Raw genomic sequence first — 24,258 nt, 5'->3', positions numbered from 1 at the left:
GTTCCCGTGGGTGTGTCAGCCGTGGTGCGGGGCGGCCGCGAACGCCAGCTGCGCCGTGCCGAGTTCGTCGACGGCGGCCCGGGCCAGTTCCATCGGCGTCTCATAGGACTGGAAGTGGTTGATCCCGCTGAGGTAGCTGCCGTCGGCCCGGCGCATGACGTGCAGCGGGCGGCCGTCGATGCGGACCCCGGCGACGTCGACGGCGATGTGCCGGCCTCGGTACGTCTCCTCCTCCGCGAGCGGCGCGGGGGTGAGGGTCTGCCGGGGGCGCCGGGCGCGCAGGACGGGCGCCAGGGCCGCGGCCGTACCGGCGAGCACGGCCGCGGTGAAGGCCGTACGGAGGACCGCGCGGCGGGTCGGTGGTGCGGCGTCGGATGCAGCGGACATACGGTCTCCCTCGCTCGGTGGCCGGCGGCTACGGGTCTAACGCCGCGCGGCGGGCGAGGTCACCCGTGAGTGTTACGGGGCCGCTTGTAGTAGAGGGTGGTGGGGTGCAGACGGCCGGCCGGATCGGTGGCGTAGTCGGGGATGGTGCCGACCTCCGTCCAGCCCGCGGAGCGGTAGACGCGCTCGGCGCCGCTGCCGGTCTCGGTGTCCAGGAAGAGCAGCACCACCCCGGCGCGGGCGGCGGCGCTCTCGGCCTCGGCGAGCAGCGCGCGGGCGGTGCCGCGGCCGCGGGCGGCCGGGTGGACCATGAGCTTGCGCAGCTCGGCGCGGTGGCGGCCGTTGGGCTTGGACTCCCGGTACCAGCTGACCGTGCCGTCGATGCGGCCGTCGTCGCCGGTGCGGGAGACCCACAGGGCGAGGGATCCGTCCTCGACGGCGGGCAGCAGGGAGTCCCACCAGGCGGCGGCGCCCTCGTGGTCGAGGCCGGCGAGGAAACCGAGGGAGGAGCCGCCGTCGACCACCGCGAGGAGGAGCGCGGCGAGTTCGTCGCGGTGGGCGCTGAGTCCGGCCGCGTCGAGCGCGGTGATGGTCTTCGTCATGCGGTGAGCGTAGGGATCACCCGGGGACGCGCCGCAGGCGGGGCAGGCGGAGGTCGCGGAAGACCGCGGCCATGCGCAGGGTGAACACGAGGCCGGCGGAGACGGCCGTGTCGGCCGTGGCCGGGGCCCCGGCCCCGTGCGGGAGCTCCCGGCGGGGCAGGTGGACCATGGTCAGGACGGCCACGGGGGCGATGAGGACGAGCAGCACCCAGTCGTGCGTCCAGCGGTCCTCTCCCGGTTCTTTACCGAGGACCCCCGGTCCGGGCCGGAGGAGGCTCCGGGTGCGGACCACCTGGGCGGCATGAGGAGCCTGCTCCCGTTCGCGCCCCTCGCACCACGCCAGCGGGCCGCCGTGTACGAGGTCCTCGCGGACGTGCCGGGACAGCGGCTGGTCGGCCCCGAGGGGGGCGGGGTGCTGGAGACGACCGTCCACTACCGCGGCGGCGAGCACGGCGGCAGGATCGCCAAACGCACGACGACCCTGTCCGCCGGCCCGGAGCAGCGCGTTCCGACCGTACCGGGAACGGCCGGCGGACTCGTCACCGGGCGTTGCCGTACCCGTGCCCCAGCTCCCGTAGGCCGCGCGCGCAGGCCTACGGCGCCGGGAGTTCGGCGAAGTCGGCGACCAGGCCGCGGTGGTGGCCCGCCGTGCCGAGGGCCAGGGAGTCGGCCTTGGCCCGCTTGAGGTAGAGGTGGGCCGGATGCTCCCAGGTCATGCCGATGCCGCCGTGGAGCTGTACGCACTCCTCGGCGGCGCGGACGGCCACGCCCGAGCAGTAGGCCTGGGCGACGGCGACGGTCAGCGGTGCGTCGGGAGCCCCGGTGGCGAGGGCGTCGGCCGCGGCCCGGGCCGCCGCGCGCGCGGAGGCCACGTCGAGCCAGAGCCGGGCGAGGCGGTGCTTGAGGGCCTGGAAGGATCCGACGGGCCGGTTGAACTGGTGGCGGGTGCGGACGTGCCCGGCGGTCTCCGTCAGGCACCATTCCGCCAGCCCGAGCTGCTCGGAGGCGAGCAGTCCGGCCCCCGAGAGCAGCGCTCCGGCCACGGCGGCCCGGGCTGTGGCGGGGTCGGCGAGGCGGGTGCCGGCGGCCGACCGCAGGGTGACGGTGGCGAGCGGGCGGGTCAGGTCCAGCGGGACCTGCGGGGACAGCTCGGCGGAGGCGGCCGGGACGGCGTACAGCCCGGTGTCGGCGAGGACCAGCAGGACGTCGGCGGCCACCGCGTCCGCGACGGCGGTGACGGTGCCGGTCAGCGCCCCGCCGCCGGAGTCCCTGACCGCGGGCGGGAGGGGCGCCCCGGGGGCGAGGGTCAGCGGCACGGCCGGTACGCACACGGTGTGTCCGGAGGCCAGTTCCCGCAGCAGCGGGGTGGCCTCCGCGGTGTCGCAGCCGAGCAGGATCTCCGTGGCGAGCACCGCGCTCGTCAGGTACGGGACGGGTGCCACGGCCCGGCCCAGCTCCTCCAGGACCACGGCCGCCTCGCGGTGGCTCGCGCCCTGTCCCCCGAGCTTCTCGGGTACGAGGAGCCCGGCGGCGCCGATCCCGACGGCGAGCGTGTTCCAGAGCGCCGGGTCGTGCGGCCGGCCGGTCTCGGCCCGGGAGAGGACGCTCTTCGCGTCGCAGCGGTCGGCGAGGAGGGCCCGTACGGCGGAGCGGAGCTCCTCCTCGGTCTCGGAGTAGAGCAGGTCGGTCGGCGCGGCCGGTGTCGGCTGCGTACTCGGCGTTGACCGCGTCGTCGGCGTCGGCTGCGTTGTCGGCTTCGTCATCGGGAGAGGTCCTTCCACGCGATGTCCTTGTCGTCGCGCGGCTCGGGGGGCAGGCCGAGGACGCGTTCGGCGACGATGTTGAGGAGGATTTCGCTGGTGCCGCCCTCGATGCTGTTGCCCTTGGCGCGCAGGTAGCGGTAGCCGGCCTCGCGGCCGGTGAAGTCGACGCCCTCGGGCCGGCGCATGGTCCAGTCGTCGTACAGGAGGCCCTCCTCGCCGAGGAGTTCGACCTCCAGTCCGCTGATCTCCTGGTTGAGCCGGGCGAAGGTGAGCTTCATGCCCGATCCCTCGGGGCCGGGCTGTCCGGCGGCGAGCTGCTGGCGCAGCCGTTCACCGGTGAGGCGGGCGACCTCGGCCTCGACCCACAGTTCCAGCAGCCGCTGGTGGAGGGCGTGGGTGCGCAGTGCGGGGCGCTCGCGCCAGGCGGCGGCGACGGTTGCGATCATGCCGCCCTCGCGCGGGATGCGCATGCCGCCGATGGAGACGCGCTCGTTCATCAGGGTGGTGCGGGCGACGGCCCAGCCCTCGCCCACCGCGCCCAGGCGGTGGCTGTCGGGGATGCGGACGCCGGTGAGGAAGACCTCGTTGAACTCGGCCTCGCCGGTGATCTGGCGCAGCGGCCGGACCTCGACGCCGGGGGCGTGCATGTCGCAGAGGAAGTAGGTGATGCCCTGGTGCTTGGGGAGTCCGGGGTCGGTGCGGGCGATCAGGATGGCCCAGCGGGCGGTGTGGGCGCTGGAGGTCCATACCTTCTGGCCGTCCACGATCCAGTCGCCGGAGCCCGTCTCGCGGACCGCGCGGGTGCCGAGCGCGGCGAGGTCGGAGCCGGCGCCGGGCTCGCTGAAGAGCTGGCACCAGACCTCGTCACCGACCCACAGGGGGCGCAGGAAGCGGTTCTTCTGCTCGTCCGTGCCGTACGCGAGGATCGTGGGCGCGGCCATGCCGAGGCCGATGCCGATCCGGCGCGGGTCGTTGTCGGGGGCGCCGGCGGCTTCCAGCTCGGCGTCGACGACGGCCTGGAGGGTGCGGGGTGCGCCGAGACCGCCGAGCCCCACCGGGTAGTGGACCCAGGCGAGTCCGGCGTCGAAGCGGGCGCGCAGGAAGTCGGTGCGGGAGGTGTCCCCGGGCGGGTGGGCCGCGAGCAGGTCCCGTACCCGGGCGCGCAGGTCCTCTGCGGTGGTGGCCGCGGCGGTCATCGGGGGCCCCCGTCCTGCGCCGGTACGACGACCAGCCGGCCGGTGGTGGTCCCGTCGGCGAGGCGCTGTACGGCGTCGGCGGCCGCGGCGAGCGGGACCCGTTCGCTGACCAGCGGTTTCACGGCGCCCTCGGCGGCGAGGCGGGTGAGCTCGGTGTGGCAGGCGAGGATGGCGGCTGGCTCCTTGGTGGCGTAGAGCCCCCAGTGCAGGCCGAGGATGGCGTAGTTCTTCACCAGTGCGTGGTTGAGGGCGGGGGCCGGGATGGCGCCACTGGCGAAGCCGACGACGACGATGCGGCCCTCGAAGGCCACGCATTTGGCGGAGGCGGTGTAGGAGTCGCCGCCGACCGGGTCGTAGACGACGTCGGCGCCGCGCCCGCCGGTGAACTCCTTGACGCGGGCGACGAGGTCCTCCGCCGTGCGGTCGATCACCAGGTCGCAGCCGAGCTCCTCGGCGGTGCGGGCCTTGGCCTTGCCTCCGACCACCCCGATGACGGTGGCGCCGGCGGCCTTGCCGAGCTGGACGGCGGCGCTGCCGACCCCGCCGGCGGCCGCGTGCACGAGGAGGGTCTCGCCGCTCCGCAGGCGGGCGCGGCGGTGCAGGCCGAACCAGCCGGTCTGGTAGCCGATGTGCAGGGCGGCCGCCTCGGCGTCGTCGAGGGTGTCCGGGGCCGGCAGCAGGGCGCGCGCGGGCGCGGTGACGTACTCGGCGAAACCGCCGTGCGGCAGGCTCGGGTTGGCGATGACGCGGCGGCCGTCCTCGGTCTCGCCGCAGATCTCGACGCCGGGGGTGAAGGGCAGCGGGGGCCGGATCTGGTACTGCCCGCGGACGAGCAGCGCGTCGGGGAAGTTGACGTTCGCCGCGAGCACTCTGAGCCTCACCTCGCCCTCGCCGGGTACCGGCTCGGGAACCTCTTCGAGGCGCATGGCCTCACGGGGCTCACCGGGGGTATGTACTCGCCATGCCTGCATCCGGGGCCTCCAGCCGCCGTCGAGGAATCACGCTCCGCGCGCATACTAAGCGGTCGCTTGCCCTCCTGTGAACCCATCCCCTCCGAAGGTGTGGGCAGGGGGCCTGTTTGTCGTGCAGCATGTGTCCCGTAGATCAACAGTGATCGACATCGATCAACAGGCTGATGCCGCAGGGCATATGACCCGCACCATCGGGGGGACTCGCACCGTGAACAGAATCGGGATGAGAAGCGTGACGGCCGCGGCGGGGGCCGCCGCCGTCCTCGCAGGGCTGATCACCGCCGCCGGACCGGCCGCCGCGACCTCCGGCGCCGCCGCGTGCAGCCCCGCCATCGAGCTGCTCCCCTCCCTGCCGGGGGTGAGCGGGGGCACCGTGACGGGCTTCGGCACCGGCGGGCTCGTGGTCGGCGACAGCGGCGACCGGCCCGCCTACTGGACCGGCGCCGAGCACACGGTCCACGCCGTTCCGCTGCCCGCCGGCTTCGACCGGGGCAGCGTCAAGGCCGTCAGCGCCAAGGGACTGATGGTGGGGACGGCCACCCGCGACTCGGACCGCTCCAGGGTCGCCTTCACCCACCAGCTGGGCTCCGCGACCTCCGAGCCGCTCACCGCGCCCGTCGAGGAGGGGCGCGCCGTCGACGTCGACGTCAACGAGTCGGGGCGGGTCGTGTACGCCGACGGGGGCGTCGCCAAGGAGCAGGTGAACGGGAAGGTCGTGCGCGAACTGCCCGTTCCGGCCGACGCGATCGCCGGCAGCGAGGTCGTCTCGCTGAACGGCATCAACAAGCGCGGCGACATCGTCGGCACGGTCTCCGGCTCCTCCTTCGACGCCGAGAACGACATCATGGTCACGAAGACCTTCCCGGTGGTCTGGCCGGCCGGTGGCGGCTACCCGCCCTACAGCCTCCAGGTGTGGAACGGCTACCACTACTCGTACTCCACGGTCGGCAGGGACATCGACGACCGCGGCCGCGTCGTCGGCCTGGAGGACTACTACTACCGCAACGACCCGAAGCTGACCCCGGCCGTCTGGAAGAAGCCGTACGACGCCCTGCCCGCCGACCCGGGCCGGCTGAACGGCTACCACGACCTGGAGTTCTCGGGCAGCAGCCCCACCACGAACGTGGCCGTCGGCACCGCCACCGACTTCGAGGAGAGCCGGCCCAGCTACTTCCAGGCCGTCTACTGGCCCGGCAAGGGCGCTCCGCTGGCGCTTCCCTTCCCGACGGGCGCCCCGGGTGCCGTGCCGCGCACCCGCGCCTTCGCCGCCACCGACGACGACCGCGTCGGCGGCACCGTCAGTGACCGGGAGACCGGGGCGAGCAGCGCCGTGATCTGGACGTGCGCGAGCAAGCAGGCGTACGCGCCGGAGGGCTGATCCTGTCCGGGGCATGGTGATCTAGCCGCCGGCGCGCTATCGATGCCCCATGACGGACGAGATCCCGCGCGGCCTGCCCGCGCCCCCGCCGCTCGGCGCCGCCGCCCTGCCCCCCGGTACGTACGCGGGGCAGGTGGTCCTCGTGACCGGCGGCGGCACCGGGCTGGGCAAGGCCATCGCCACCGAGTTCGCGCGGCTCGGAGCCGATCTGGTGATCGCCGGCCGGCGCCCCGAGCAGCTGAAGGCGGCGCAGGAGGAACTGGCGGCCGTACCCGGCGCGGGCCGGGTGACGGCCGCGGTCTGCGACATCAGGGATCCCGAGCGGATCGCGGAGGTGTTCGACGCGGCCGAGGCGACGCTCGGCCCACCGGGCGTCCTGGTCAACAACGCGGCCGCGAACTTCCCCTCGCCCGCGGAGGACCTGTCGCCGAACGCCTGGCGGGCGGTGGTCGACATCACCCTGACCGGGACCTGGTTCGTGACCCGCGAGTTCGGCCGCCGCCACCTCGCCGCGGGCACCCCCGGTTCGATCGTGAACATCGGCGCCTCGTACGCCTGGACGGGCGGGCCCGGCTTCGCCCACAGCGCCGCCGCCAAGGCCGGGGTGAAGAACCTGGTGGAGACGCTCGCCGTCGAGTGGGGCCCGTATGGCATCCAGATCAACGGGCTGGTGCCGGGGCTGTTCCCGCACGCCGACATGACCGAGGACATCCGCGGCGGCCTGGAGCGGGCCGCGCCGGACTCCAAGGACGCCCGGCAGCCCGCGCTGCGGGTCGGCGCCCCGCGTGAACTGGGCTGGGCCGCCACCTTCCTGGCCTCGCCCTACGCCCGCTTCGTCACCGGCCACACGCTCGTGGTCGACGGCGCGAACTGGCAGCGCCGCTCGGTGGTCAATCCGGCGGTCGTCCCGGTGCGGGAGCAGCTGGGGCGCGGCCCGTTCGCCCCCTGAGCGACGCCGGTTGTCAGTGACCGGTGCGAGGATCGGATCATGTCTCTCGCCGATCTGACCCTTGGCCGCTGGCGTTCGCTCGACCCGGCCGCCGCAGGACGCATCGAGCGCGAGGGGCAGGAGTTCGCCCTCATACCCGGCGGGACGGTGCGGCTGGGGTTCGACGCGGACGCCTTCTCGGCGACGCCCGCGCAGAGCGCCGACTACGCGGAGAGCGTGGACGAGGGGTACGGGTACGGCCACCCCGACCTGAAGTCCCATCTCGCCGACGCGCTCAGCCCGCTGCGCACCGTGACGCCGGCCACCGTGCTCATGGCCGTGGAGGACGAGGCCCTGAGCGACCACCCGTCCGGCATACCGGGCGCCCTCGCGGCGCGCGGGCTGCGGATGCCCGGCGCCGACGAGTGACCCGGCCGGTGCTCAGCCTCCGCTGAAGCGCGGGGGGCGGCGGGCCGCCTTGGCCCCGTAGCCCTCGCGGCAGTCGTCCGAGGTGAGGGTGAGGGCCGCGGTCATCGCCACCCGGTCGAGGGCCGCGGGCAGGGCGGCGTCGGCGTACGCGTCGACCGCGCGCTTGATGCCCTGGACGGCGAGGGGCGCGTTCGCGGCGATCTCCGCTGCAAGGGCGCGGGAGGCCGGCTCCAGTTCCTCGCCGGGGACGAGCACTTGGACCAGGTTCAGGCGGTGCGCCGTCGCCGCGTCGATCCGGCGGCCGGTCAGGGCCAGGTACTTGGCCCAGCCCGCGCCCGCCTCGCGGGCGATGCGGAGGTCGCCGCCCGCGTCCACCGCCACGCCCAACCCGGCTTCGGGCAGGGCGAAGACGGCGTCCTCGGCCGCCACCCGGATGTCGGCCATCAAGGCCAGTTCGAAGCCGAAGCCGAGGCAGTAGCCCTGGACGGCGGCCACCACCGGCTGCGGAAGCCGCGCGAGGACCGCGAAGCGCTCGTGCACCCAGCGGATGCCCTCGTAGTAGTTCCGGGTGCGCTCGGCGGCGGATCCGCCCGTGATGGCACCGCCGGGCGCGGTCACGTCGATGCCCGCGCAGAAGGCCCGGCCCTCGGCCCGCAGCAGCACCGCCCGGACGGACGCGTCGAAGCGGATCCGGTCCGCGAGCAGCCCGAGCTGGCGGGTGGACTCCCAGCTCCAGCCGTTGAGCTTGTCCGGGCGGCACAGGGTGAGGACCGCGAGGCCGTCCGCGACCTCCAGCCGGATCCGCTCCTCACCCTCCGCGATCTCCGTGGAGATGGTGTCGATCACCGTGTCCCGCACCCCCGGCCCGATGGCTGACGACAGACGAACTGACGAGCCGTCAGACTAGGGGCGGCGGGTCAGCGGGGGAAGACCTCGAAGGGCACGGCCGGACGGCCGCCGAAACGGGCCGCCGCCTGCTGGGCGTTCCCGGTGAGGAAGGTACGGACGTACTCCTCCGGGTCCTGGTCGGTGAGCACCTCGATGTACGCCTTGTGCTCCAGCAGGGACTTCACCGACCGCTCCAGCCCGGGGCCGGCGTCGGCCGCGTGCGTCGGGGTGGTGGATCCCGCCACCGCGACCCAGCGCACGCCGTTCCACGGCTCCAGGCCCTGCTCGATGAGCTCGGGGAAGATCCAGCGGTTCCCGGCGTCCCCGGCCGCGTCCAGGACGGCCCGGCCGACGGCCTTGTGGTCGGGGGTGTTCCAGAAGCCGCCGCCCCGCGCGCCGCCCCACGTGTCACGGTGGTTGAGGGTGACGATCAGCTCGGGCCGGTGCCGCCGGATGGCCGCGGCGATGTCCCGGCGCAGATCGAGGCCGTACTCGACGACGCCGTCGCGGTAGTCCAGGAACTCCACCTCGGACACGCCGACGACCGCGGCACTGGCCCGCTGCTCCGCCTCGCGCAGCGGAGCGCAGTCGGCGGGGGCGATGCTGTCGATGCCCGCCTCGCCGCGCGTGGCGAGGACGTAGACGACTTCCCGGCCCCCGTCCGTCCAGTCCGCGACGGCCGCCGCGCACCCGTACTCCAGGTCATCGGGATGGGCCACCACGGCGAGAGCACGCTGCCAGTCGGTGGGCATGGGCTGCAAGGCGGTCTGCTGATCAGGTTGTTCGGTCATGTCTCGCACCATAGGTGCATGGACCGTCATGGACAGGTGGTGGCGCTGCTCGACGCCACGGGAATCTTCTTCGAGCCGGCCCGCACCGCCTTCCCCGGGGCGGACGAGGCCGCGTGGGCCCGGGCCGCACTGCTGGATCCGGGCGCGACCGGACCGGACGGGGCATGGAGGCTGGACTTCCGCTGCTTCGCGATCGCCCGGCCCGGCGGCCGCTGGGTGCTGGTGGACGCCGGGGTCGGGCCGGCCCGGTCCCCTGCCGCCGCGTGGGCGCCGGTGCCGGGGCAGCTGCCGGAGGCCCTCGCGGCGGCCGGTATCGCCCCGGCCGACGTGGAGGCGGTGGTCCTGACCCACCTGCACGAGGACCACGCGGGCTGGTCGTCGGGGGACGACGGCGAGCCGTTCTTCCCGGATGCCCGGTACGTCGTCCAGCGCGCCGAGGTGGCCGCGCTGGACCGGGCGGATCCGGTGTGGGACTGGACGGTGGCGCCCCTGCGGGCGAGCGGCCGGCTGCACGAGGTGGACGGGACACACCGGTTGGCCCCCGGCATCACCCTGCTCCCGACGCCCGGGCACACCCCCGGGCACCAGTCGGTGCTGGTGGATCAGGGCTCCGGCGCCCGGGACGTGGTGGTCACCGGGGACGTACTGGTGCACGCGGTACAGCTGGGCGACCCGGCGGTCCCGTACTCCCACGAGCGCGATCGGGATACCGCCCGCGACTCGCGCGAGGCCCTGCTGGCGCGGGCCCGGGAGCGCGGCGCCCTGCTGGCCACCGCGCACCTGACGCGCGCGTTCGTGGAGCCGGGCTGACTCAGGCGTCGTCGCGCACGAGGGAGAGCAGTCGGTCCAGGACCCGGGTGCCGCTCGCGCGGACGCCGTCGTGCTCGAACTCGTCCGTCACCCAGGTGCGCAGGCCGCGTACGGCGCGGGCCGTGGCCAGGGAGTCGGCGGTGTCGACGTACATGTCGTCGTGGTAGACGGCGGCCGCCACCGGCACCTCGTTGGCCGCCAGGCGCGCCGGGTCGTAGAGCGGCTGCCAGCCGGTACGGGCGGCCAGCAGCTCGGCGGTCTCGCGGAGCGGGACGAGGGACGGGTCGGTGGTGAAGTGCCAGGGGTGGATGGTCTCGCCGGTGAAGAGCAGTGGCTCGTCGCCCGCGAGGGCCTTCGCCGCGTCGAACCGGGGGTGTCCGGCCCTGACCCGTTCGGCGGCCCAGGCGGTGGGCGTGGCCGGGTCCTGGGCGTAGATCGCCTCGTGGACCAGCGCGTAGAGGGGGTGGCCGGCGAAGGAGAGCAGGGCGCGGGCGCCCTCCAGGAAGGCGTCGGAGAGGGCCGGGCCGGCCGGGGTCGGCACGAAGGCGTCCTCCAGCAGGTAGTGGAGCTGGTGGCTGCCGTCGCCGCCGCCGAGGAGGATGCCGAGGGACTGGAAGGCCTCGACGGTGAGGCGGTGGCCGCCGGGGAGTTCGGCCGGCCGGTCCGCGAGGTGGGCGGCGATCCGGCGGGCGCGCTCGACGTCCATCGGGTAACGGGCGTAGTGGGCGAGGTTCTTGCGCTCGATGCGGGGGAACGCGGCCTCGTACACCTCGTCGGCGGTGGCCGTGAGGGAGGGCAGGCCGCCGGTGATCAGGGCGGCGCTGAGCCCTTCGGGCGCGGTGGAGAGGTAGTGGGTCGCGCAGAACCCGCCGAAGCTCTGGCCCAGCACGGTCCAGGGCGCGCCGCCCGTCAGGCCGGGGCGGATGGCCTCGGCATCGCGCACGATCGAGTCGGAGCGGAAGTGGGAGAGGAACTCCGCCTGCTGGGCGGGTGTTCCGCGCAGGGGCAGGGTCTGCCGGTTCAGCGGGGTGGAGCGGCCGGTTCCGCGCTGGTCGAGCAGGAGCACCCGGTACTCGGTGAGGGCCCGCGCCAGCCAGGCCTGCCGGCCGACGAAACGGCGGGCGCCGAAGCCCGGACCGCCCTCCAGGTACAGCAGCCACGGCAGCGTCTCGGGGTCCTTGCCGGTGGCGACCACCTCACGGGCGTACAGCTCGATCCGCTCCCCGTCCGGGCGGGCGTGGTCCAGGGGAACGGTGAACCGGTGGTCGCTGAGAACCGTGCCGGGCTGGCGGTAGCTGTGGGCGATGGTCACGGGCGGCCCCCTGGGGTACGAGTGCGGAACGGCGCGCCCCGGCCGGGTGGCGGCGGGGCGCGGTGGTGGCGGTCGGCCGAGTCTATGGGGTGCCCTGCCGGCCGGGCCGGGCGCCGTGGACCTCGGCCCGGTGGGGCGTTCGGCCCGGTGGGGTCCGCGGCCCGGTGGGGCGTTCGGCCCGGTGGGGTCCGCGGCCCGGTGGGGCGTTCGGCCCGGTGGGGTCCGCGGCCCGGCCGGCGGGCGGGCGGACTCGGGGTCAGAATTCGACGACCGAGCGGAGCACCTCGCCGCGTTCCATCCGGGCGAAGGCGTCCTCGACCCCGTCCAGCGGGATGGTCTCGGAGACGAATGCGTCCAGGTCGAGCCGGCCCTGCAGGTAGAGGTCGATGAGCAGCGGGAAGTCGCGCTCGGGCAGACAGTCCCCGTACCAGGACGACTTGAGGGCACCGCCGCGGCCGAAGACGTCGAGGAGCGGGAGTTCGAGCTTCATCTCCGGGGTCGGCACGCCCACCAGGACCACCGTCCCGGCGAGGTCGCGCGCGTAGAAGGCCTGCCGGTAGGTCTCGGGGCGGCCCACCGCGTCGATGACCACGTCCGCGCCGTTGCCCTCGGTCAGGGCCTGGACGGCCTTGACCACGTCCTCCGTGCGGCCGTTGACGGTGTGGGTGGCGCCCAGGCCGCGCGCCCACTCCAGCTTCCGGTCGTCCAGGTCCACCGCGATGATCTTCGAGGCGCCCGCCAGCCGGGCTCCGGCCACCGCCGCGTTGCCCACTCCCCCGCAGCCGATGACGGCGACGGAGTCGCCCCGGCCGACGTTGCCGGTGTTCAGGGCGGCGCCGAGGCCGGCCATCACCCCGCAGCCGAGGAGTCCGGCGGCGGCGGGGGCAGCGGCCGGGTCCACCTTGGTGCACTGGCCGGCCGCCACGAGGGTCTTCTCGGCGAAGGCGCCGATCCCGAGGGCCGGGGAGAGCGGGGTGCCGTCCTCCAGGGTCATGCGCTGCGTGGCGTTGTGGGTGGCGAAGCAGTACCAGGGCCGCCCGCGCTTGCAGGCACGACAGGTGCCGCACACCGCGCGCCAGTTGAGGACGACGAAGTCGCCGGGGGCCACGGAGGTGACGTCCGGGCCGACGGATTCGACGATCCCGGCGGCCTCGTGACCGAGCAGGAAGGGGAACTCGTCGTTGATCCCGCCCTCGCGGTAGTGCAGGTCGGTGTGGCAGACCCCGCAGGCCTGGACCCTGACGAGCGCCTCGCCGGGTCCCGGGTCGGGCACGAGGATCGTCGTCGTCTCCACCGGTGCGCCCTTGCTCCGGGCGATGACCCCTCGTACGCGATGCGTCACGTCGTACCCCGCTCTGATCGAATCCGTCTGGATCAACGAACGTACACGGACGGCACGCGGTACGGGAGTTGTGTCACGTTTCGGCGCGCGACCCGACCAGATCCGGTGGTACGGCGGCCCGGAGCGCCGCGCCGAAGGCGGCCACGGCGGGATGGGCACCCGCCCCGCTGCGGAAGGCGAGGCCGGTACGGCGGCGCACGGACAGCCGGGTGAGGCGCACGGCCGGGTCCGAGGGGCCGGTGACCCCGAGCTGCGGTACGAGGGCCACGCCCTGGCCGGCCGCCACCAGCGCGAGCACGGTGGCGAACTCGTCGACCTGGTGGCGGACCCTCGGCGTGAAACCGGCGGCCTCGCAGGCCCGTACGGTCATGGCGTGGCAGAGGGTGCCGGGCGTGGCGGTGATCCAGGGCGCCCGCGCGTGCGCGCGCAGGGCCGCGCCCGGGTCGGGCCCCTCGGACGGCCCTGGGGTCTCGCCCGCGGGCGCGGCCAGGTACATCGCCTCGGCGAAGAGCGGCTCGGTGGCGAGCCCCGGCTCCCGCGGGGCGGGGACGAAGTCGTACTCGTGGACCAGGGCCACGTCCAGGTCGCCGGCCCGCAGGGCGTGCGCCACCGCCGCCGGATCGGTCTCGGAGACCATCGGCTCCAGGGCGGGGTGGCGCCGGGCGAGGGCGGCGAGCGCGGCCGGGACGATGGCCCGGGTGGCGGTGGGGAAGGCGCCGATCCGCAGGGCTCCCGCCAGGCCGCCGCGCGCCTCGGCGAGGTCGGCTTCGGCCTGCTCCAGCCGTTCGAGGACGGCCTCGGCGTGCCGGACCAGGTTCTCCCCGGCCGGGGTGAGCCGTACCCGGCGGCCGGTGCGCTCCAGCAGGGGCAGGCCGGCCTCCCGTTCCAGCACGCCGAGCTGCTGGGAGACCGCCGAAGGGCTGAACGCGAGGGCCTCGGCCACGGCGGCGATGGTGCCGCGGCGGGCGAGTTCGCGCAGCAGGCGCAGGCGTCGTACGTCGAGCATCGGCTCAGCTTACGGGTCTGGTAAGGAACGCGAACTGGATTTGACGCTCCGGGCGGGTGAGGCTCTTCGGCATGGCACAGGACACGGCACCGGACACGGCACTGGACACGGCACAGGACACGCAGGACATCGCTCGGCACAGGTCGGAAGAGCCTTCGCTCCACGGGATCCACGTACCGCTCGTCACCCCCTTCACCCCCGCCGGGGACGTGGCCGTCGGGGCCCTGCAGGCACTCGCCCACGAGGTGCTCGACGCGGGCGCCACCGGGATCGTCGCCCTCGGCACCACCGCGGAGGCGGCCTGCCTCGACGAGGCCGAGCGCGACCTCGTCACCGGCGTGTGCGCCGAGGTCTGCCGGGAGCGGGGTGCGCTGCTCACGGTCGGCGCCGGGGCGAGCGGCACCCGGGCCGCCGAGGCCTCCCTGGCCCGGCTGGCGCGGTGGCCACAGGCGCGGGCGGCGCTGGTGACCGTGCCCGCGTTCGTACGGCCCTCGGCGCCGGGGGTGCTGGCCCACTTCGCGCGGCTGGCGGAGGTGAGCCCCGTACCGCTGATCGTCTATCACATCCCGTACCGCACCGGGCAGCCGCTGGATGCGGCCGCGCTGCGGGCCCTCGGATCCCTCTCCGGGGTCGCCGGGATGAAGTACGCGGGCGGCGGCATCGACCAGGACGCGGTGGCGCTGCTCGGGGACCTGCCGGCCGGGTTCGAGGTGCTGGCGGGTGACGACGCGTACCTGTCGCCGCTGCTGGCGCTGGGTGCGGCCGGCGGGATCCTCGCCTCGGCACACCTGGCGACGGAGCGGTTCGTGGAGCTCGCGGCGGCCTGGCGGGCCGGTGACGTGGCCCGGGCCCGGCCGCTGGGGCACGCGCTGGCCCGGATGTCGGCGGCGGCCTTCGCGGAGCCCAATCCGGCGGTCGTCAAGGCCGTACTGCACGCGCAGGGCCGCATTCCGAGCCCCGGCGTACGGCTCCCGCTGCTGCCGGCCTCGGAGGCCGCGATGGCGGCCACCCTGGAACGGCTGGGCGAGCTTCCCGACGGCCCGCCACAGTAGGCGGCGGATGCCGGAAAGAGTCCGCTATGGGCGATTCGCCACCTAAGCTCCCGTAGCCCGAATGAGGCGCATGGAGACCGAACTTGCCCGTATTGAGCAAAGGGGTTCCGACCCGTGATGTGAGTCACGCGGGAGAGGCCAACATCATTTCCACAGACCGGCCGATTCCCTTTTCCCGGAAAGGGAATCGGCTATTTCGGCGAGGGGCCTTCATGGTCATTTAACGGGTCGATGGCGGGATGTCGATCTATCGGTGGAATTCGGGGCTTGTTCCCGCCCTCAGAGCTCACTTACCTTCACCTCACTCCAGGTGGTCCGCTCGCCTAATAGGCCGCCGCCCGGGCTCTCCCGTCCCCCCACGCGAGGAATTCCGCCATGCCTGCAAAGGGTAAGCACCGTCGGCCGAAGCACCACCCCATCACCCGCAAGCTGGCCCTGGCCGGCACCGGTGGAGCGGCCCTCACTCTGCCGCTGATCAGCGCGACGACCGCAGGTGCGGTGCCGACGACCGCGACCACGACCACGACCGCCGCGACCGCCACCACCGCAGCGAACGTGGCGACGGCGGCCGCCAAGACCTATTCCGTGGTCGCCGGCGACACCCTTTCGGAGATCGCCGCGGACCATTCCGTAAGCGGCGGCTGGCAGCAGCTCTACGCGGCGAACCGGAGCGTCATCGGCGACAACCCGTCAATCATCCGGCCCGGCATCAAACTGCAGCTCGGCACCGAGGCGGAGACCGCCCGTGCGAGCCGGTCCGCCGCCCGGCCCGCCCTCGCGGCGGCCGCCAAGCCCGCCGCCAAACCTGCCGCCAAGCCCGCCACCGCGTACCCGAACAACCTCGACGGGTGGATCCGCGAGTCCCTCGCCGTCATGGCCAAGCACGGAATTCCCGGCAGCTACAACGGAATTCACCGCAATGTGATGCGGGAGTCCTCCGGCAATCCGATGGCGATCAACAACTGGGACATCAACGCCCAGAACGGGATCCCGTCCAAGGGTCTGCTCCAGGTCATCGACCCGACCTTCCGGGCCTACCACGTGCCCGGCACCTCGCAGAACTCCTACGACCCGGTCGCCAACATCACCGCCGCCTGCAACTACGCGGCAGCCCGCTACGGCTCGATCGACAACGTCAACGGGCCCTACTAGACCCCGCCTCGGTGACGGACGGCGCGGACCGACGGGCGGCGCGGACGAGGATCCGCAGGGGCGCCGCCAAGCCGTAGCCGACGTCCCGGCGCAGGGCGCCCACGCCCGCCCGCTCCACGCGGGTCAGCTGGTGCTCCATGAGCTCCCTCATCGTCGCGATCACGGGACGCAGTCCGGGTTCGGCGAGGTCAAGGACGCCGTGGGTGGCGTCGAGGGCCGTGCGCGCACGTCGGCTCTCGTCGGCGAGGAGGGCGCGCACGCCCGGGGTGTCACGGGCCTGTTCGAGGTCGGCGCGCGTCACGGAGTGCTCCGCGAGGCGCTCGCGCGGGATGCAGAGCCGGCCGTCCGCGAGGTCCCCGCAGAGGTCGGCGAGGAAGTCCACGCGCTGGGCGGCGTCGACGAACCGCCGCCAGCCGGCGGCCTGTTCGGGATCGGGGCCGCCCCGGTACTGGAGCCCGGTGAAGACCAGGACGCCGGGCCACGCGTAGGCGTCGAGATAGTCCTGGAAGTCCTCCTCGGCGGCGAAGCCGTCGAAGGCGGCCTCGGCGGTGGCGGCGCCCTCCAGGAAGCGGGAGACCCAGTGCGCGGGGAGGGCGCGGGAGTCCACCGCGTGGGCGTAGGCGCGCAGCACGGGGTCCGGGCTGTCCCCCGATGCCAGGGCCGCCTCGGTCCGCCCGGCCAGCGCCGAGAGTCCCCCGGCCCGCTGCTGCGGGGTGCCGGTCTCGGCCACGTCGTCGACCAGGTTCATGAAGGCGAGTCCCGCGGCCAGGTACGGCACCAGCGGCGGCGCGGCGAGCAGCCGGAGCGCGAGGTACGGGGCCGGTTCCCGGCGGAGCACCCGGCGGGCGGCGTGCGTGTAGTCGTCCCGCAGCCGGGGGCCGGATATCCCGGCCGCCGTGAGGGTGGTGCGCCAGCTGGGCATGGACGTCGAACTCCTTGACGTGTCGGACCGTACGTGCGGCCGCGTCCGCGACCGCACGTCTGTACCGGTACACGATCTCAGGAGGCGACGACCTTCTTGACCTTGCCGTCGATTCCGGCGAGGACGTAGCCGCCGCGGCCGTACTCGTCGCTGAGGTAGGGCCGCATGCACGGGACCTGGTCCATCATCCAGGGTTCGACGATGACGTAGCGCGAGGTCGGGTTCGGGACGTTCAGGTCCTTCTTGGACTGCTCCAGCAGGGCGGGCAGCGCGTCCCAGTTGACCGTGGCCATGTCGATCAGCGGCTCTTCCTCGTCGACGGTGCCGTCCGGGCCGGTACGCTTGGCGGCGCCGTCGCGGTACTGCCAGGCGTCGACGGTCTCGGCGCCGGGGGCCGTGGGGATGGAGGCGAGCACGTAGCCGTCGTAGACCTTCAGGTCCACGAAGGTCGTGGTGCCCGTCTGCTGCTTGAGCGCTTCGAGGGCCGTCCGGATGTTCTCCGGGGTGAGCATGCTGCCCTTGGTGGCCGTCCCGGTCTTGGCCGTGCTCGCCTTCGGCGCGGGGGTCGAAGCGCCGGGGGTGGTGGGGCCGGACGGGGCGGCGGCGGTACTGGTGCGGGTCTCCGGGCTCTTCGCGTCGTCGTTGCCCGCGCCCCCGTCGGGCAGCCACCGGACCGCGCCGACGACCGCGGCCACCAGCACCGCCGCGAGCGCGGCGCCGAGCAGGACCGGGCGCCGGCGCGGGGCGGGCGGCGTGGCGGGGATCGTCGCGGTGGTGGCCGCGTAGGGGGAGCCGGCCGGGCTGCCGAACGGCGGCGGGGTGGGCGGCGCGGTGGGCGGCCCGTACGAGCCGCCGTAGGGGTTGTACTGCCCGTACGGACCCGGGCCGGCCGGGGCAGCGGGGGTGACAGGGGTGGCCACGGACACGGCGGCACCGCCGCCCGTACCGGAGCCGGCCCCGAGAGCGGTGCTCGCGTCCCGGAGCAGGTCTTCCAGCTGCGCTCCGTCGGGTCGCGCGGCCGGGTCCCGTACGAGCAGCCGTTCCAGTACGGGCCCCAGCGGGCCGGAGCGTACGGGCGCCGGGATCGGCTCGTCGAGCACGGCGACGACGGTGGCCAGGCTGGTGGCCCGGCGCAGCGGGTGGACCCCTTCCGAGGCCACGTACAGCAGCATGCCCAGCGACCACAGGTCGGAGGCGGCCAGCCCCTCCTCCCCGCGGACGCGTTCGGGCGCGATGTACTCGGGCGAGCCGATCAGCACCCCGGTCGAGGTGAGCGCGGTCGATCCGTGCAGCGCCGCGATGCCGAAGTCGGTGAGCACCGCCGACCCGTTCGGGCGCAGCAGCACGTTGGCCGGCTTCACGTCGCGGTGGAGTACCCCCTCGGCGTGTGCGGCGCGCAGCGCGGACAGGACGTCGAGGCCGAGCCGGAGCACGTCTTCGGGCGGCATTGGGCCGGCGACCAGACGGTCGTGCAGGGAGCCGCCCTGGACCAGCTCCATGACGATCCACGGGTGTCCGTCCGCGCCGGCCGCCGGTTCGACGATGTGGTGGATCGTCACCACGTGGGGGTGGGCGAGCCGGGCGAGGGCGCGGGCCTCGCGGACGGCCCGTTCGCGCAGCTGGTCGGTGAGGCCGGGCTGGGCGGCGGCGGTCGCCGGGTCCGGCGGGCGCACCTCCTTGAGTGCGACCTCGCGGTGCAGGGCGATGTCGCGGGCCCGCCACACCGTACCCATGCCGCCGCTGCCCAGGGGCGCGACCAGTTCGAAGCGCCCGTCGATCAGCTGTCTGCCGGCATCACTCGTATCCATGGCCGGTCATCGTAGGCGCCCGCCGTGTCAGCAGCGGAGGCGGTCCACCGTCACCGTGCCCTGGACGGTGCCGACCGTACGGTCGTAACAACCTCCGGGCGCTCCTGCCCCGTATAGGCGGTGGCGTGCGGTGGTGGTGGCGACCGCGTGCCGCTGGTCGCGCGGGACGTTCGCCGTGTAGGTGGCGTCACCCGTGTACTGGTCGTCGAGCCGGGACGAGTCCACCGGCCGGCCGCCGCGCAGGGTGACGGTGTCCGCGCGGTCGCCGAGCGCGAGGACGGTGCGCAGCCGGTCACCGGCGCCGAGGGTGGTCTCGCCGTTCATCGTGTAGGTGCGGGCGGTCCGGGTGGTGGCCGGCCCGTGCGTGACGCTCTCCTCGTCGGTCCAGGTGGCGTCGAGGGCGTCGAGGTTCTCGCCCTCGGTCCAGCGGTGGACGGAGGTGCTGTGCACGGTGCGGGTGACGGTGGTGGCCACCCGGCCGTGGGAGGTGTTCAGGTACCCGGCGACGGTCAGCCGGTGGCCGCCCTCGGTGTCCAGGCGGTGTTGTCCGCCGGGTGCGGCCGGCGTCCAGCGGGAGTGGCCCGCCGGATCGCTCTGCTCGTGCCGGGTCAGGGCGCCGGTGACGACCCGTCGGTCCTCGTCCTGCCACAGCAGCAGGTTGGTGGGGGTGCTCCAGCCGCTCTGGCCGGCCGGCACCCCCGCGACGGACACCTCGATCCGGTGCGGGCGGCCGTCGTTGAGGAGGGCGGCGTAGGGGGTGAGGTCGTAGCGGATCGGCCGGACGTCGAAGGCGCGCGGGCCGGGGGTGACGTACCAGAGGAAGGGGTTGGACCAGCCGCCGGTCCAGACGGTCGGGAAGGGCGCGGCGATGCCGGCGAGCTGCCCGTCGACGGAAACGCGGACCTCCCGGTGGGGTCCGTCGGCGGCCTTGCAGGAGTACGGGGCGGCGTCCGGGGTGGTCATGTACCAGTACTCCTCGCAGCCGCCGCCGGAGCCGGTGGCGTACACCTCGGCCAGCAGCCGCTCGGTGTTGCGCGGGGTGGTGACCGACGGGGAGGTGAGGGGCAGGACGCGGTCGGGGGTGTCGGGGGCCGCGGCGCCGCCCCCGGCGGCGTAGAAGGTCAGGGTCACCTTGACGTCGATGACGCCCGTGTAGGTGTCGTTGACGACGTTGCCGATGAGCATCTCGACGGGCTGCGGGCGGGCGAGGGTGTCGCGGTAGCGGGTGACGTCCTTCTCCACGGACCAGGTGATCCCGTCGGGCGAGGGCTGGGGGGTGGAGGTCCGCAGGATCTCGACGCCGCCGAGGGAGAGGTGGCCGAGCCGGTCGTACTGGCGGCCCTTGACCTTGCCGTCCAGGCGCAGGACCACCTTCGCCCAGGGGCCGGTGCCGCAGGCCGCGGGCGGCGCGTAACTGCCCTGGTACGGGGTGAAGTCGCGGAACTGCGCCTCGGCGAGGGTTACCTCGCAGGACCGGGTCGCGGGCCGGGTGACGGGCGGGGCGGGGGTGCGGGGGTCGTGCCAGTCGGTGCCGAACTCGGCGGGCGGCGGGTCGGCCGGCGTCACGCCGTGCACGGACGGCGGGTCAGCCGGGGTGAGGCCGTGCGCGGGTCCCGCGGCGGCCAGGGTGCCGGCGGCCAGCGCGATCGCGCCGAGCAGGCCCGTGATCCTGTGTCGTCTCATGGATCCGCAGTGATACGCGGGCCGGCCCGGCCGTGCCAGGGCCGGTGCGCGGACCCTGGCCTGTTCTCGCCGTCAGCCGCGCAGGACGACCACGCCGTCGTCGTCCGCGTGGACCGTGTCCCCGGGGCGGAAGGTGATCTCGCCGATGGTGACGGGCTCGTCCACCGCGCCCTCGCCGGTCTTGCCGCTCTTGCGCGGGACCGTGCCCAGCGCCTTGATGCCGAGGTCGAGGCCGCCGAGGGCGACGCTGTCGCGGACCGAGCCGTTGATGATCAGGCCGGCCCAGCCGTTGCTCTCGGCCGCGCCGGCGAGGAGGTCGCCGACCAGGGCGGTCCGGGGCGAGCCGCCGCCGTCCACGACGAGCACGGCGCCCTCGCCCGGCGTGTGCACGAGGGTGCGCAGCAGGGCGTTGTCCTCGTGGCAGCGGACGGTCCGTACGGGACCGGCGAACAGGCGGCGGCCGCCGAACCGGCGGAACGCGGTGGTGCAGATGCCGAGGGATTCGCCGTACTCGTCGTACAGGTCGGCCGTGGGGACGGGGGTGACGCTCATGTCAGTACCGGTTTCCTCGCTGCTCGTTCCCGTACATCGCGTGGTCCGGCCAGGGTAGTGGGGCCTTCCTTCGGTCCGGCGAGCGGTGCCGATCGGCCGGAACCTGACGGGTCGTGGCGCGGGCGCGAGGGCGGGCGCGGGTATCCGGTGCCGGCGCGCGGAGCCGGGTCAGTCCCGGGAGTTGCCGAACAGGATGCGGTAGCCGATGAGCAGGACCAGCGAGCCCGCGATGGCGGAGCCCCAGGTGGCCAGGTCGAAGAACTCCGTCTGGATCGGCTTGTCCAGGACCTTCGCCGAGAGCCAGCCGCCGATGAAGGCGCCGGCGACGCCGATGAGGGTGGTGCCGATCAGACCGCCGGGGTCCCGGCCGGGCAACAGGACCTTGGCGATGCCGCCGGCCAGCAGTCCCAGGATGATCCAGCTGACGATCCCCATGCCCAGTCACTCCGCTTCGGTGGTTCAGTCGTTCAGTCGTTCAGTCGTTCGGTTGTCGCTCGGTTGTCGTTCCGTCGCGTCCGGACGATGTCTGCGTCCGGACGTTCACCAGGGAGGACGCGGCCGTGGCCGAAACGGTTCTCTCCGGCTCAGACCGCCACGCGGCCGGCCGGCACGGCGGGCTCGGCCGCGACCGGAGCCGCGGTGGGCACCGCCCGCGGGGGCGTCGCCCCGGCGGACGGCGTCCGGGTCAGCAGGACCACTCCGCGGGCCGCCAGCAGGGCCCCGGCCGCGGCCAGCAGCATCCCCGGCGCTCCGCCCTGGAGGCGTTCGCCGAGCAGGACCATGCCGATGGCGGCCGCCGCGAGCGGGTTGGCCAGGTTCACCACGGCGAGCGGGGCGCCGAGGCCGCCGCGGTAGGCCCGCTGCGACAGGAGCATCCCGCCGACGGCGAAGAACACGACCAGCAGGGCCACCGCGACGACCCGGAAGCTGAGCAGGGCCCCGCCGCGGCCGCCCGCCACGGCCACGGTCTGGGTCAGGGCGGAGGCCGCCGCGGAGGCCAGCCCGGACGCCGTCGCGTGCCGCAGCCCCGAGCGCGGGTCCTTGGACGCGGTCAGCACCAGGATCACGGCGGCCGTCGCCCCGGAGACGGCCAGCGCCTCGGCCAGGGTGAGGGTGTCGTCGGGGGCCGGCCCGGAGGCCGGGAGGAGGAGCAGGCCGAGCCCGGCGACGGTGGCCAGGGTGCCCCGCCATTCGGTGGCCGCCACCCGGCGTCCGGACCGCCGCGCGCCCAGCGGGACGGCGGCCACCAGGGTGAGCGCGCCGAGCGGCTGCACCAGGGTGAGGGGGCCGTACCGCAGGGCGGCCGCGTGCAGGAGCGCGGCGGCCGCGTTGAGCCCGGCCGACCACCACCAGGCGCCGGAGCCCATCAGCGCCTTGGCGCTGCGCGCGACGGCGGCGCGGGCGAGGCGCTCCTGGGCGACGGCGCCGGCCGCGTAGGCCACGGCCGAGGCCAGGCAGAGCGCGAGGGCGAGGACGGTGTCGTTCATTGCCCGGCCCCCACGGCGGCGGCGGCGCCCTGCCGGTCCGGCAGTCCTCCCGCGGCGGCGTCCGCGTCGGAGTCCGTGCCCGACTCCGTGCCTGCATCCGTGCCCGAATCCGTACGCGGGTCCGCGCCGGGGCCGCCCGCGCGCGGCCGGGGGATCAGCAGCAGGGCCGCCCCGAGCAGGACGGCGGCCACGACCGCGTCGAGCCAGTAGTGGTTGGCCGTGCCGACTATCACCAGCAGGGTCAGCAACGGGTGCAGCAGCCACAGCAGGCGCCACCGGGAGGGGGCCTTCCCGCCCGGGGACGGGGTGCGGGTGGCGGCGATCACGCCGAGCGCGAGCATCAGCGCCCAGCCGAAGTGCAGCGAGGGCATCGCGGCGAACTGGTTGGCCAGGGTGTCGGCGTCCGGCGCGGCCCGGTAGACGGTGGGCCCGTAGACCTGCCCGGTGTCGATGAGCCCTGCCGCTTCGAGCATCCGCGGGGGTGCGAGCGGAAAGGCGAGGTGCAGGACGAGGGCGGCTCCGGTGAGCACGGCCAGGACCCGGCGGGTCCACAGGTAGTGCGCGGGGCGGCGGACGTAGAGCCAGATCAGGAAGAGCGCGGTCGCGGGGAAGTGGACGACCGCGTAGTAGGTGTTCGCGGTGTGCACGAGGGCCTCCCCGTGGAGCAGCAGCCGCTGCACCGCGCCTTCACCGGGCAGGCGCAGCGCTCGCTCGGCGTCCCATATGCGCTCCGCGTTGCGGAACGCTTCCCCGGTGCGGTCGGTCGAGAGCAGCCGACCGGCCTTGTAGACGGTGAAGAAGCCCGCGACGAGCAGCAGCTCGCGTATGAGGCGGCGGCGCGCGGCTCTCGGTCCGGCTGGCCCGGCCTCCGGCCCGGCAGCTGTGGTGTGGGAGGTCATCCCCCGGTCTCTCTTCCTGTTTACGCGCACTGCGACACGCCAGTGTATCGATACATTGGCGTATCGATACGCTGGTGTACCGATACGGTCGCGTTCCCGTACACTTCCGTAGTGGAACCGCCGCCGAGGAGCCCCCGAGGAGAGCCGCACCCCATGACGTCGACGCCGCCCCCCGCGCGCCGCTCCAAGATCACCCCGGAGCGGGAGCAGGAGTTCTACGACGCCGTCCTGGAGCAGCTGCGCGAGCACGGCTACGAGGCGCTGACCATGGAGGGCGTCGCCGCCCGGGCCAGCTGTGGCAAGTCCACGCTCTACCGCCAGTGGAAGACCAAGCCCCAGCTCGTCGCCGCCGCCCTGCGCGCCGGCCGGCGCGGCAGTCTCGTCGCGGTGGACACCGGGACCCTGGCGGGCGACCTGCGCGAGGCGGCCCGCATCGCGGCCGGCACCTCAGGGCGTGACACCCGGCTGACGCAGGCCCTCGGACACGCCGTGCTCAGTGACGAGGAGCTCCAGGCCGCCCTGCGCGAGGCACTGGTCGATCCCGAACTCGCCGCGTTCGACGTGATGGTGCGGCGGGCCGTGGCACGCGGCGAGATCGCCGCCGGCCACCCGGCCGTGGAGTTCCTGCCGGCCCAGCTGATGGGCGTGCTCAGGATCCGGCCGCTACTGGAAGGACGGTACGCGGACGCCGACTACCTGGTGCGGTTCGTCGACGCCGTCATGCTCCCGTCCCTGGGCCTCGCACCCTCCCACCCCGCCCGGCCCCCGGCCGGCCGGACCCCCTGAACCGGCGGGCCGCCGTCCCGATGACCTGACGGCGACCCGCCCGCGCTGCCTCGTGGGGACGGCGGCAGCGCGCCACCCGGACCGGGCGGCGGCCACTCACTCGAGGAGTGGCCGCCG

Annotated in this window: 25 protein-coding genes; 7 read left to right on the top strand and 18 right to left on the bottom strand. The window is 74.4% G+C overall.

Annotation, left to right across the window (positions count from 1 at the left end):
- Positions 1 to 15: 15 nt before the first annotated feature.
- The 6 genes from ACZ4VT_RS17710 to ACZ4VT_RS17685 form a co-directional block, all read right to left on the bottom strand.
- Entirely contained in the window at positions 16 to 387 is a 372-nt protein-coding gene (locus ACZ4VT_RS17710; RefSeq protein WP_362804853.1) for a tyrosinase family oxidase copper chaperone, read from the bottom strand.
- A gap of 59 nt (positions 388 to 446) precedes the next feature.
- Positions 447 to 986 carry a GNAT family N-acetyltransferase gene (locus ACZ4VT_RS17705; protein ID WP_467950599.1) on the bottom strand — a complete coding sequence of 180 codons (540 nt, stop codon included), beginning with the start codon at positions 984 to 986 and terminating at the stop codon, positions 447 to 449.
- 16 nt (positions 987 to 1,002) lie between these two features.
- The gene (locus ACZ4VT_RS17700; RefSeq protein WP_467950597.1) at positions 1,003 to 1,437 is read right to left on the bottom strand and encodes a hypothetical protein; all 435 of its coding nucleotides are present in this window, start codon (positions 1,435 to 1,437) and stop codon (positions 1,003 to 1,005) included.
- A 142-nt stretch (positions 1,438 to 1,579) separates the two neighbouring features.
- Entirely contained in the window at positions 1,580 to 2,749 is a 1,170-nt protein-coding gene (locus ACZ4VT_RS17695; protein WP_467950594.1) for an acyl-CoA dehydrogenase family protein, read from the bottom strand.
- On the bottom strand, positions 2,746 to 3,945 hold the full coding sequence (locus ACZ4VT_RS17690) for an acyl-CoA dehydrogenase family protein (protein WP_467950592.1): 1,200 nt from the start codon (positions 3,943 to 3,945) through the stop codon (positions 2,746 to 2,748). The genes ACZ4VT_RS17695 and ACZ4VT_RS17690 overlap by 4 nt, the downstream gene beginning before the upstream one ends.
- Complete coding sequence (locus ACZ4VT_RS17685; RefSeq protein ID WP_467950590.1) at positions 3,942 to 4,916, bottom strand: NADPH:quinone oxidoreductase family protein; 975 nt, start codon at positions 4,914 to 4,916, stop codon at positions 3,942 to 3,944. Before ACZ4VT_RS17685 ends, ACZ4VT_RS17690 begins: the two co-directional genes overlap by 4 nt.
- Before the next feature lie 223 nt (positions 4,917 to 5,139).
- Here ACZ4VT_RS17685 and ACZ4VT_RS17680 point away from each other — a divergent pair, with 223 nt between their 5' ends.
- The 3 genes from ACZ4VT_RS17680 to ACZ4VT_RS17670 are packed head-to-tail and all read left to right on the top strand — an operon-like array spanning position 5,140 to position 7,651.
- On the top strand, positions 5,140 to 6,294 hold the full coding sequence (locus tag ACZ4VT_RS17680; RefSeq protein WP_467950588.1) for a hypothetical protein: 1,155 nt from the start codon (positions 5,140 to 5,142) through the stop codon (positions 6,292 to 6,294).
- Between the two features lie 49 nt (positions 6,295 to 6,343).
- Positions 6,344 to 7,243 carry an SDR family oxidoreductase gene (locus ACZ4VT_RS17675; protein ID WP_467950586.1) on the top strand — a complete coding sequence of 300 codons (900 nt, stop codon included), beginning with the start codon at positions 6,344 to 6,346 and terminating at the stop codon, positions 7,241 to 7,243.
- Between the two features lie 39 nt (positions 7,244 to 7,282).
- Positions 7,283 to 7,651 (top strand): hypothetical protein, encoded by a 369-nt coding sequence (locus ACZ4VT_RS17670; protein WP_467950583.1) that lies wholly within the window; start codon positions 7,283 to 7,285, stop codon positions 7,649 to 7,651.
- 12 nt (positions 7,652 to 7,663) lie between these two features.
- Here the strand turns inward: ACZ4VT_RS17670 and ACZ4VT_RS17665 are convergent, their stop codons facing one another.
- A complete protein-coding gene (locus tag ACZ4VT_RS17665; RefSeq protein ID WP_467950581.1) occupies positions 7,664 to 8,497 on the bottom strand; it encodes an enoyl-CoA hydratase/isomerase family protein in 834 nt (277 codons plus the stop codon).
- Between the two features lie 71 nt (positions 8,498 to 8,568).
- The gene (locus tag ACZ4VT_RS17660; protein ID WP_467950577.1) at positions 8,569 to 9,330 is read right to left on the bottom strand and encodes a PIG-L deacetylase family protein; all 762 of its coding nucleotides are present in this window, start codon (positions 9,328 to 9,330) and stop codon (positions 8,569 to 8,571) included.
- A gap of 18 nt (positions 9,331 to 9,348) precedes the next feature.
- Here ACZ4VT_RS17660 and ACZ4VT_RS17655 point away from each other — a divergent pair, with 18 nt between their 5' ends.
- The gene (locus ACZ4VT_RS17655; protein WP_467950576.1) at positions 9,349 to 10,140 is read left to right on the top strand and encodes an MBL fold metallo-hydrolase; all 792 of its coding nucleotides are present in this window, start codon (positions 9,349 to 9,351) and stop codon (positions 10,138 to 10,140) included.
- 1 nt (position 10,141) lies between these two features.
- Here ACZ4VT_RS17655 and ACZ4VT_RS17650 read toward each other — a convergent pair whose 3' ends face one another.
- The 3 genes from ACZ4VT_RS17650 to ACZ4VT_RS17640 form a co-directional block, all read right to left on the bottom strand.
- Entirely contained in the window at positions 10,142 to 11,446 is a 1,305-nt protein-coding gene (locus ACZ4VT_RS17650; protein ID WP_467950635.1) for an alpha/beta fold hydrolase, read from the bottom strand.
- 262 nt (positions 11,447 to 11,708) lie between these two features.
- Entirely contained in the window at positions 11,709 to 12,794 is a 1,086-nt protein-coding gene (locus tag ACZ4VT_RS17645; protein ID WP_467950574.1) for an S-(hydroxymethyl)mycothiol dehydrogenase, read from the bottom strand.
- A 73-nt stretch (positions 12,795 to 12,867) separates the two neighbouring features.
- Entirely contained in the window at positions 12,868 to 13,800 is a 933-nt protein-coding gene (locus ACZ4VT_RS17640) for a LysR family transcriptional regulator (protein WP_467950572.1), read from the bottom strand.
- 71 nt (positions 13,801 to 13,871) lie between these two features.
- On the opposite strand from ACZ4VT_RS17640, the gene ACZ4VT_RS17635 reads away from it, so the two are divergent.
- The gene (locus ACZ4VT_RS17635) at positions 13,872 to 14,852 is read left to right on the top strand and encodes a dihydrodipicolinate synthase family protein (protein WP_467950570.1); all 981 of its coding nucleotides are present in this window, start codon (positions 13,872 to 13,874) and stop codon (positions 14,850 to 14,852) included.
- Positions 14,853 to 15,227: 375 nt separating this feature from the next.
- Entirely contained in the window at positions 15,228 to 16,004 is a 777-nt protein-coding gene (locus ACZ4VT_RS17630) for a LysM peptidoglycan-binding domain-containing protein (RefSeq protein WP_467950568.1), read from the top strand.
- On the opposite strand, the gene ACZ4VT_RS17625 is transcribed toward ACZ4VT_RS17630, so the two are convergent.
- From ACZ4VT_RS17625 to ACZ4VT_RS17595, 7 genes are all read right to left on the bottom strand, one after another.
- Entirely contained in the window at positions 15,988 to 16,926 is a 939-nt protein-coding gene (locus ACZ4VT_RS17625) for a phytoene/squalene synthase family protein (RefSeq protein ID WP_467950566.1), read from the bottom strand. The two genes, ACZ4VT_RS17630 and ACZ4VT_RS17625, sit on opposite strands and share 17 nt — an antisense overlap.
- Before the next feature lie 77 nt (positions 16,927 to 17,003).
- Positions 17,004 to 18,734, bottom strand: coding sequence for a serine/threonine-protein kinase (locus tag ACZ4VT_RS17620; protein ID WP_467950564.1), 1,731 nt, complete (start codon positions 18,732 to 18,734; stop codon positions 17,004 to 17,006).
- Between the two features lie 27 nt (positions 18,735 to 18,761).
- Positions 18,762 to 20,417, bottom strand: coding sequence for a peptide-N4-asparagine amidase (locus tag ACZ4VT_RS17615; RefSeq protein WP_467950562.1), 1,656 nt, complete (start codon positions 20,415 to 20,417; stop codon positions 18,762 to 18,764).
- Between the two features lie 72 nt (positions 20,418 to 20,489).
- Positions 20,490 to 20,969, bottom strand: a complete 480-nt coding sequence (gene rraA, locus ACZ4VT_RS17610) for a ribonuclease E activity regulator RraA (RefSeq protein ID WP_467950560.1) — start codon at positions 20,967 to 20,969, stop codon at positions 20,490 to 20,492.
- A 168-nt stretch (positions 20,970 to 21,137) separates the two neighbouring features.
- Complete coding sequence (locus tag ACZ4VT_RS17605; protein ID WP_030390536.1) at positions 21,138 to 21,404, bottom strand: GlsB/YeaQ/YmgE family stress response membrane protein; 267 nt, start codon at positions 21,402 to 21,404, stop codon at positions 21,138 to 21,140.
- 149 nt (positions 21,405 to 21,553) lie between these two features.
- The gene (locus ACZ4VT_RS17600; protein WP_467950559.1) at positions 21,554 to 22,456 is read right to left on the bottom strand and encodes a DMT family transporter; all 903 of its coding nucleotides are present in this window, start codon (positions 22,454 to 22,456) and stop codon (positions 21,554 to 21,556) included.
- Positions 22,453 to 23,355, bottom strand: coding sequence for a phosphatase PAP2 family protein (locus ACZ4VT_RS17595; protein WP_467950557.1), 903 nt, complete (start codon positions 23,353 to 23,355; stop codon positions 22,453 to 22,455). Before ACZ4VT_RS17595 ends, ACZ4VT_RS17600 begins: the two co-directional genes overlap by 4 nt.
- Before the next feature lie 153 nt (positions 23,356 to 23,508).
- Here ACZ4VT_RS17595 and ACZ4VT_RS17590 point away from each other — a divergent pair, with 153 nt between their 5' ends.
- Complete coding sequence (locus ACZ4VT_RS17590; RefSeq protein ID WP_467950556.1) at positions 23,509 to 24,141, top strand: TetR/AcrR family transcriptional regulator; 633 nt, start codon at positions 23,509 to 23,511, stop codon at positions 24,139 to 24,141.
- Positions 24,142 to 24,258: the final 117 nt, after the last annotated feature.

It is taken from the genome of Streptomyces sp. NPDC029164, from assembly GCF_055563995.1.
The sequence above is the reverse complement of the archived record's forward strand: the minus strand, read 5'-3'. Positions and strand labels throughout refer to the sequence as shown.